At 56.3% G+C, this 8566-nt stretch carries 12 protein-coding genes; 10 read left to right on the top strand and 2 right to left on the bottom strand.

Going from position 1 to position 8566, the window contains the following annotated elements:
- The 8 genes from AAAC48_RS10900 to AAAC48_RS10865 all read left to right on the top strand — a co-directional run.
- Nucleotides 1–785: 2-oxo acid dehydrogenase subunit E2 (locus tag AAAC48_RS10900; RefSeq protein WP_340654188.1), on the top strand; the 785-nt coding region annotated here is incomplete at its 5' end.
- Between the two features lie 8 nt (nt 786–793).
- Nucleotides 794–1435, top strand: a complete 642-nt coding sequence (locus AAAC48_RS10895; RefSeq protein ID WP_340654187.1) for an SGNH/GDSL hydrolase family protein — start codon at nt 794–796, stop codon at nt 1433–1435.
- A 13-nt stretch (nt 1436–1448) separates the two neighbouring features.
- On the top strand, nt 1449–2894 hold the full coding sequence (gene lpdA / locus AAAC48_RS10890) for a dihydrolipoyl dehydrogenase (protein ID WP_340654186.1): 1446 nt from the start codon (nt 1449–1451) through the stop codon (nt 2892–2894).
- A gap of 22 nt (nt 2895–2916) precedes the next feature.
- Entirely contained in the window at nt 2917–3180 is a 264-nt protein-coding gene (locus AAAC48_RS10885) for a hypothetical protein (RefSeq protein ID WP_340654190.1), read from the top strand.
- 15 nt (nt 3181–3195) lie between these two features.
- Nucleotides 3196–3474 carry a GlsB/YeaQ/YmgE family stress response membrane protein gene (locus AAAC48_RS10880; protein WP_340654185.1) on the top strand — a complete coding sequence of 93 codons (279 nt, stop codon included), beginning with the start codon at nt 3196–3198 and terminating at the stop codon, nt 3472–3474.
- A gap of 9 nt (nt 3475–3483) precedes the next feature.
- Nucleotides 3484–4449 carry a lipoyl synthase gene (gene lipA, locus AAAC48_RS10875; RefSeq protein ID WP_340654184.1) on the top strand — a complete coding sequence of 322 codons (966 nt, stop codon included), beginning with the start codon at nt 3484–3486 and terminating at the stop codon, nt 4447–4449.
- Nucleotides 4450–4452: 3 nt separating this feature from the next.
- A complete protein-coding gene (locus AAAC48_RS10870; RefSeq protein ID WP_340654183.1) occupies nt 4453–4926 on the top strand; it encodes a type II toxin-antitoxin system RatA family toxin in 474 nt (157 codons plus the stop codon).
- Between the two features lie 14 nt (nt 4927–4940).
- Entirely contained in the window at nt 4941–5369 is a 429-nt protein-coding gene (locus AAAC48_RS10865) for a GNAT family N-acetyltransferase (protein ID WP_340654182.1), read from the top strand.
- Here AAAC48_RS10865 and AAAC48_RS10860 read toward each other — a convergent pair.
- Together AAAC48_RS10860 and AAAC48_RS10855 are read right to left on the bottom strand one after the other, a co-directional pair.
- A complete protein-coding gene (locus AAAC48_RS10860; protein ID WP_340654181.1) occupies nt 5366–5863 on the bottom strand; it encodes a nicotinamide-nucleotide amidohydrolase family protein in 498 nt (165 codons plus the stop codon). The two genes, AAAC48_RS10865 and AAAC48_RS10860, sit on opposite strands and share 4 nt — an antisense overlap.
- The gene (locus AAAC48_RS10855) at nt 5860–7053 is read right to left on the bottom strand and encodes a bifunctional 2-C-methyl-D-erythritol 4-phosphate cytidylyltransferase/2-C-methyl-D-erythritol 2,4-cyclodiphosphate synthase (RefSeq protein WP_340654189.1); all 1194 of its coding nucleotides are present in this window, start codon (nt 7051–7053) and stop codon (nt 5860–5862) included. The genes AAAC48_RS10860 and AAAC48_RS10855 overlap by 4 nt, the downstream gene beginning before the upstream one ends.
- Nucleotides 7054–7258: 205 nt before the next feature.
- Here AAAC48_RS10855 and dusB point away from each other — a divergent pair, with 205 nt between their 5' ends.
- Both dusB and AAAC48_RS10845 read left to right on the top strand, forming a co-directional pair.
- Nucleotides 7259–8254, top strand: coding sequence for a tRNA dihydrouridine synthase DusB (gene dusB / locus AAAC48_RS10850; RefSeq protein WP_340654180.1), 996 nt, complete (start codon nt 7259–7261; stop codon nt 8252–8254).
- On the top strand, nt 8254–8566 hold a 313-nt coding region (locus AAAC48_RS10845), incomplete at its 3' end, for a PAS domain-containing protein (RefSeq protein WP_340654179.1). The genes dusB and AAAC48_RS10845, both read left to right, overlap by 1 nt.

The following is an 8566-nucleotide window of genomic DNA, read 5'->3' as shown; positions in this document are numbered from 1 at the left end:
CACCAGCGACAGCTCCAGCTGCCGCGCCGAAGCCCATGTCAGACGATGCCGTCCTGAAGCTGTTCGAGGAAGGTTCCTACGACCTCGTACCGCATGACGGCATGCGCAAGACGATCGCCAAGCGCCTGCTCGAGGCCAAGTCGACGGTTCCGCATTTCTATCTGACGCTGGATTGCGAGCTCGATGCACTTCTTGCATTACGTGCACAGATCAACGCCGCTTCGCCGATGCGCAAGACGGACAAGGGTGATGTCCCGGCCTACAAACTTTCCGTCAACGACATGATCATCAAAGCCATGGCTTTGGCGCTGCGCGACGTTCCGGAGGCGAATGTTTCGTGGACGGAATCCAATATGGTCAAGCACAAGCATTCTGATGTCGGTGTTGCCGTGTCGATTCCAGGTGGACTGATCACACCGATTATCCGCAAGGCAGAGCAGAAAACGCTTTCCGCCATTTCGAACGAGATGAAGGATCTTGCCAAGCGGGCCCGTGACCGGAAGTTGAAGCCCGAGGAATATCAGGGTGGCACTACCGCGGTGTCCAACCTTGGCATGTTTGGCGTCAAGGATTTCGCGGCAATCATCAATCCGCCGCACGCAACCATCATAGCGATCGGCGCAGGTGAAGAGCGTGCGGTCGTCAAGAAGGGCGAGGTCACCGTTGCGACGGTCATGTCGGTGACGCTTTCGACGGATCATCGTGCCGTTGACGGTGCGCTTGGTGCAGAACTTGCGCAGGCCTTCAAGCGGCACATCGAAAATCCGATGGGCATGCTGGTCTGAGAAGCGCCATGAAAACCGTCCTTTGTTATGGCGACTCGCTGACATGGGGATATATCCCCGACGGATCGGGACGCCATGCTCTCAAGGATCGTTGGCCGGAGGTGCTGCAGGTTGAACTCGGTGATGGCGTTCACATCATCGCGGACGGCCTGAATGGCCGCACGACTGCCTATGACGATCATCTGTCCGGGTTTGAACGCAATGCGGCCAAGACGCTGACCACCGCACTTGGCACGCATTTTCCACTCGATCTCGTTATCATCATGCTTGGCACCAACGACATGAAGCATGTGCTTTGTGGCAATGCCTTGGGTGCCAAGCGAGGAATGCAGCGTTTGATCGAAATAGTACGCACGGCGCCATATCAGTTTGATGTCAAGGCACCGGCAGTTTTGATTATATCGCCACCACCCCTCGGTGAGGCCGGAGGCGAAGAATTCAAACTGATATTTGAAGGTGGCATTGAGCAGTCGCATCTACTCGCAGCTTTTTACAAGAATGCCGCCGAGTTTGCCGACTGTGCTTTTTTCGACGCCGGCTCGGTCGCCAAAACGTCATCGATTGATGGCGTTCATCTTGATGCAGAGAATACACGGGCAATTGGCAAAGCCATTGCACCCACCGTTCGAGAGATACTCGGGCTTAATTAGGAGGACCAAGGTCTTGGCCAATAATTACGACGTGATCATCATTGGTTCGGGCCCTGGCGGCTACGTTACCGCTATTCGCTCCGCGCAGCTCGGCTTCAAGACAGCCATCGTCGAGCGCGAACATCTTGGTGGCATTTGCCTTAACTGGGGTTGCATTCCGACCAAGGCCCTGCTTCGTTCTGCGGAAATCTTCCACTATGGCCAGCACGCCAAGGATTATGGCTTGACCATCGAAGGCAAGATCTCCGCCGATGTCAAAGCCGTCGTGCAACGGTCGCGTGGTGTCTCGGCCCGCCTCAACGGCGGCGTTGGCTTCCTGATGAAGAAAAACAAGGTTGACGTGATTTGGGGCGAGGCAAAATTGTCGAAGCCCGGTGAAATCGTTGTTTCTAAGGCGTCGAAGAAGCCGATGGAGCCCCAAAATCCAGTCCCCAAGAATGTATTGGGCGAGGGCACGTATACAGCTAAGCACGTCATCGTCGCCACTGGCGCGCGTCCGCGGGCACTGCCGGGTATCGAGCCCGACGGCAAGCTTATCTGGACCTATTTCGAAGCCATGGTGCCGCCGGAAATGCCCAAATCCCTCGTTGTGATGGGATCTGGCGCGATTGGTATTGAATTTGCCTCGTTCTACCGCACCATGGGTGCAGAAGTGACCGTCGTCGAACTGTTGCCGACTGTGATGCCCGTCGAGGACGCTGAAATATCAGCGATCGCCCGCAAGCAGTTCGAAAAGCAAGGCATGAAGATCATCACCGACGCCAAGGTGACCAAGGTCGAGAAGGCTGCCAATTCGATCACGGCCCATGTCGAAACCAAGGACGGCAAGGTCGAAAAGATCACAGCTGAGCGCCTGATCTCCGCCATCGGCGTCCAGGGCAATATCGAAAATCTCGGACTTGAAGCTCTGGGCGTTAAGACCGATCGCGGTTGCATCGTCATCGATGGTTACGGTATGACCAACGTGCCTGGGATCTATGCGATCGGCGACGTTGCAGGTCCTCCGATGCTAGCGCACAAGGCCGAACATGAAGGCGTCATCTGCGTCGAGAAGATAGCCAACCTCCCGGGCGTGCATCCAATGGAAAAGGACAAGATTCCGGGTTGCACCTATTGCAATCCCCAGGTTGCTTCGGTCGGCCTTACAGAGGCGAAGGCGAAGGAAAATGGCCACGAAATACGTGTCGGCCGCTTCCAGTTTGCAGCCAATGGCAAGGCAATTGCGCTCGGTGAAGATCAGGGTCTGGTCAAGACCATTTTCGATAAGAAGACTGGCCAGTTGATCGGGGCGCACATGGTTGGAGCGGAGGTCACGGAACTGATCCAGGGCTTTGTCGTTGCTATGAATCTCGAAACGACTGAAGAAGAACTGATGCATACGGTCTTCCCGCACCCGACCTTGTCGGAAATGATGAAGGAAAGCGTGCTTGATGCCTATGGCCGCGTGTTGAACGCCTGATAACGAAAGGATTGAAGACCTGTTGGTCACCATCAAGGACAGCAGACCCTGGATCAGCCTTTCCTGGCTGATCCTCAAATGGTCGACACTCGTCGGCCTCGTGCTTGGGTTTGTGCCTTCTACCTTGAGTCTGATTTCCGGTAACACCATATCGGTTAACGGCATCGCGATTGATGGTTGGACGGGTGTGTGGATTGTGACCTTCGCCTGCGGCTTGGGTGGTTTTCTTTTCGGTGCTATATGGGCGCTTGTGTTGCGTGCCATAGCAATCGCATCGGGGCGCTAGCGAGGGGAGAGCAAGGTGGATCAATCTGTCGGTATCATGGGCATGCCCGGTGTCGGGTTCGTTGGAATGCTGTTGGTCGGTTTCATCGCTGGTTATGTTGCTGAAAAAGCAATGAACCGCGATCATGGTCTCTTCACGAACATTCTCGTCGGCATTGCCGGTTCGTTTGTCGGGGGTACGCTGGCAGGTCTTCTGGATTTCCATTTTTATGGATTTCTTGGAAACCTCATCGTTGCGACGGCTGGCGCAATCCTCATTCTATGGGTCTTTGGCAAGTCCAGAGCCGCAAGCTAGGATATTCTTATGGTAACGGTACTCGACACGATCGATCAGAAGCGGCGCCTTCGCCATCCCGAGAAGGCACATCGCCCGGATTCGGAGATTCTAAAGAAACCCGACTGGATTCGCGTCAAAGCGCCCGTGTCGAAAGGCTATTCGGAGACCCGCGATATTGTACGCTCGCACAATCTTGTCACCGTGTGTGAGGAGGCAGGCTGCCCCAATATTGGCGAGTGCTGGGACAAGAAGCACGCGACATTCATGATCATGGGCGAGATTTGCACGCGCGCCTGCGCCTTCTGCAATGTCGCAACTGGTCTGCCAACGGCACTCGATCCAAATGAGCCTGAAAACGTCGGCAAGGCTGTCAAAAAGATGGGCTTGTCACATGTGGTCATCACTTCTGTTGACCGCGATGATCTTGCCGACGGCGGTGCCCAGCATTTTGCCGATGTAATCGATGCGATCCGCCGGATTTCGCCCGGAACCACGATCGAGATTCTGACGCCGGATTTCCTGCGCAAGGAGGGCGCCCTGGAGACCGTCGTTGCTGCCCGTCCTGACGTCTTCAACCACAATCTCGAGACAGTGCCATCCAACTATCTGAAAGTCCGCCCCGGTGCGCGGTACTTCCATTCCATTCGCCTGCTGCAGCGGGTGAAGGAACTGGACCCGACAATCTTTACGAAGTCCGGCATCATGGTCGGGCTTGGCGAAGAGCGGAACGAAGTCTTGCAGCTGATGGACGATTTGCGATCTGCCGACGTGGATTTCATGACAATTGGCCAGTATCTGCAGCCGACGCGCAAGCATCATCCTGTTCTCAATTATGTGACGCCGGACGAATTCAAATCCTACGCGACGATTGCCAAGACCAAGGGCTTCCTGGTCGTTGCTTCGAGCCCGCTGACACGTTCGTCGCATCACGCCGGTGAGGATTTCGCCAAGTTGAAGGCTGCACGCGAGGCGCTGCACGCTGGCCGCGCTTGACCAATGCCGAAATTTGAAACGAACCGTCCGGTCGTGCACCGGGCAGAACAGATGTTTGATCTGGTTGCGGATGTTGAAAGCTATCCGCAGTTCCTGCCGATGTGCGAAAGCTTGAAGGTGCGTTCCCGCAAGGAAAGCCACGGCAAGACCCTGCTGGTTGCCGACATGACAGTCGGTTACAAATTGATCCGCGAGACCTTCACGAGCCAGGTATTGTTGAAACCGGAAGAGAAAGTGATCCTGACCAAGTATATTGATGGACCCTTTCGCTATCTCGACAATCGCTGGCAATTCGTACCAGATGCCAATCCCGAACACTCCACGGTAAAGTTTTACATCGACTACGAGTTCAAGAGCCGCACGCTCGGCTTTCTGATGGGCTCGATGTTCGACATTGCTTTCCGAAAGTTCACCGAAGCCTTTGAAAAGCGTGCGGACGCGATTTATGGCAAAGGCGAGAAATCGTCTACGGTCTGAGGGAAAATCAATCCATGATACACGAAGATCCGGATTATCAGCTGCATGTTGGCACCCCTGCTGTCGAAGATTATCGGCGGTTGCGTGAAATCGCGGGGCTGAGCCCCAAGAGTCAGGAAGCCGCGGAGAGGGGCCTGCCAAATACGATCTTTGCGGCAACCATTCGCTATGATGCGGACACTGTGGCGATGGGCCGTGTCGTTGGCGACAATGGCTGCTTCTATCAGATTGTTGATATCGCTGTCGATCCCGTCCACCAAGGCAAGGGCTTGGGAAAAATCATCGTCGCCAGCCTCGTTGATTTCGTGCAGGCAGAGGCGCCAGACGGTGCCTATGTCAGCCTTATTGCCGACGGTCCGGCGAAATATCTCTATGCAAAATTTGGTTTCCAACCCGTTGCGCCTGAGTCGATCGGCATGGCGCTTCTCATAAAACGATCCTAGGATGAGGACAGAGCCTTCAAGACCATATCCAGCGCAAAATTGACGGCGGCGCTGCGGATTGAAGCGCGGCCGTGATCTTCAAAGACAGAACGGGCGGCAATCGGCTCTTTCCCTTTGAGCGCCATACCGAACCAGACAAGCCCCACGGGTTTGGTCGCTGTACCGCCGCCTGGCCCGGCGATACCTGTAGCCGAGACCGCGAGGCCAGCGTGTGAATGGGCGAGGGCACCTGCAGCCATAGCCAGCGCAACTTCCTCTGATACGGCACCATGCGCAGCAATCAATTGCAATGGTACGCCGATCATTTCGTGCTTCGCTTCGTTTGAGTAGGTAACGAAACCCCGGTCGACCACGTCGGAAGAACCGCCGATGTCGGTCAATGACGCTGCGATCAGACCGCCTGTACAGGATTCGGCCGTAGCAAGCAGGATACCTTTGCGGCGGCATGCTTCAAGCACGGCGGTCGCCTTGGCCTCAGCGATCAGGCTACTCATTCCGGCAGTCCTCCCGGATAGATGACGGAGACCGTGGCGATCGCCGCAATGCCCTCCCTACGCCCAATGAATCCGAGTTTTTCGTTCGTGGTCGCCTTGACCGAAATGCGGTCTGGGGAAATGCCCAGCATTTTGGACAATGCAGCAGTCATTGCTTCTCGGTGCGGGCCAATCTTGGGCGCTTCACAGATCAATGTGATATCTGCGTTAGCGATCCGGCCGCCGGCTTCCTTCACAATCTTCACAGCGTGCTCAACGAAAATGCGCGACGACGCTCCTTTCCACTGCGGATCGGACGGAGGGAAATGCGTGCCAATATCGCCAGCGCCGCGCGTCGCCAGCAAGGCATCGGTCAGCGCATGCAGCGCGACATCAGCGTCGGAGTGCCCGGAAAGCTTGCAGTCATGTTCGATAAACACCCCGGCGAGTGTTACGCCATTGCCCGCTTCGAACGCATGCACGTCATAGCCATTTCCTGTGCGCACATCCGGATAGGCCGAGAACTTCTGTGACAGACGATCATCGGCCATATCGATATCCTTTGCCCAGGTCAGTTTCGTATTGTCGGCGGATCCTTCGACGATCCGCACCGGCAGACCATGCCATTCAGCAATGGCCGAATCGTCTGTGAAATCAGAGCGGCCTGCAGCAAACGCCGCATCATGCGCCGTTAGAATCGGTGCGTACGGAAAGGCTTGCGGGGTCTGCGCAGCATAGAGGCCGGCGCGTGGGACGGTTGCGCTGACCATCGCATCATGCCCCGCCGCTTTCAATGTATCCGAGACTGCAAGGACCGGCAGAACACCGATGTGTGGCGTTAGGTTGAAAATGACCCGCTCGAGCAGATCCGCCGAAATGAACGGACGAACGCCATCATGTATCAACACATGATCAGGCGCTATGTCCTTCAGCGCCAAAAGTCCGAGACGGGTTGATTCCTGTCGGGTTGGACCGCCCGTGACCGTGATGATATTTTCGGTATGCTCCCCGGTAGCTTGGGCGAATAGCGCCGCGTCTTCCTTGTGGATAACAACGACGACATGATCGATCAGGGGGCAATCGAGAAACGCGCGCAACGTATGAGACAAGACGGCTTCGCCACCGATCTTGCGGTATTGCTTCGGTCCTTCAACGCTTTGGCCAGCGCGTTCACCGCGCCCGGCCGCCACAATGACGGCGGCGACCCGCATTTTCTTGTCGTTAGTGTTACCCGGCACAATTTTCTCCGTTGCGTCGAACTGCGTTACCCTTTGCCAAGGCGAAAGACCAGAGGTTTAAGTCGGAAGCTGGTCGAAATCTGGTCGTGAGACGATGCGGTTTGCCTTGCGAAGAGGCACGATCCTGTCTAAAGGATAGGCTATTGCAAAATTGCATACGAAACAGGCAGACCAAAGCGTGACCGAACTGAACCAACCACTTAATGTAGGCGGCGTGCTCTTGCGCAACCGGGTATTTCTGGCGCCGATGTCAGGAGTTTCCGATCTGCCATTTCGCCAATTGGCATGGCAGGCAGGCGCCGGAATGGTCGTATCGGAAATGGTTGCCAGCGCTGAACTTTGCACGCGCGAACGCGGCAATCTGTTGCGCCTGAAAGGCGATGGGCTTGGAACCCATGTGGTGCAGATCGCTGGACGAGAAGCCAAATGGATGGCGGAGGCGGCACGCATCGCCGAAGGCGAGGGTGCGCATATCATTGATATCAATATGGGCTGTCCCGCCAAAAAGGTGACCGGTGGTCTGTCAGGCTCGGCGTTGATGCGTGACCTTGACCACGCCTTGACGCTGATCGAGGCGACAATCGCGGCAGTGAACATTCCGGTGACATTGAAAATGCGTCTTGGCTGGGATGACGAGACTGTAAACGCTCCTGAACTCGCCGCGCGGGCAGAGCAGGCCGGGGTGCGGCTGGTGACTGTTCATGGCCGGACGCGTTGCCAATTCTATGAGGGCAAAGCCGATTGGCACGCAATTCGTGCGGTTAGGAACTCAGTCACGATACCGCTCGTCGCCAATGGTGATGTTTTGAACCGAGCCGACGCTGTCGCGATTCTCGAAGCGTCGGGAGCCGATGCCGTGATGGTCGGGCGCGGCGCCTACGGCCAACCTTGGCTTCCGGGAACCATCGCCGATGGAACCGGCCAGGGTGTCAGTGACATGATAGCCGACTATGCGGTGGCGCACTACGAAGCCATGCTGGCACATTATGGTGAGCCTACGGGCATCCGTCATGCCCGCAAGCATCTCGGCTGGTATCTGGAAATGCATGGCGTTGACGTTGGCCCGGCCGAGCGAGGCTCCGTCATGACGGAAACAGATCCACACAAAGTCGCCCGGCGCCTGCGCACGCTGCTCTCGCGGCCGGCTGCAAATGACATGAAGAAGGTAGCGTGATGACAGCGCCAGATAGTCCCATACTGGACGACCGGTTGGCAGGCATTGTCCTGAATTCTATCCGGCATCCGGTGATCATGCTTGATGATGCAGGCTATATTTCCTACGCCAACGCCGACGCGGAAGCGTTTTTCCGTTCGAGCGCTAGCATCTTGAGCCGCAACACGCTCGATATGCTCCTGCCGTTCGGAAGCCCTTTGCTGGCGCTCGTCAAGCAAGTTCGTGAAAACCCGTCACCAGTAAACGAATATCGCGTCGACGTCTCGTCGCCGCGGCTCGGCCAGGATCGAATCGTCGATCTCTATGTAACAC

The organism is Phyllobacterium sp. (assembly GCF_037994405.1).
Taxonomy (GTDB): Bacteria; Pseudomonadota; Alphaproteobacteria; order Rhizobiales; family Rhizobiaceae; genus Phyllobacterium.
This window is presented reverse-complemented; position numbering and strand designations above follow the sequence as displayed.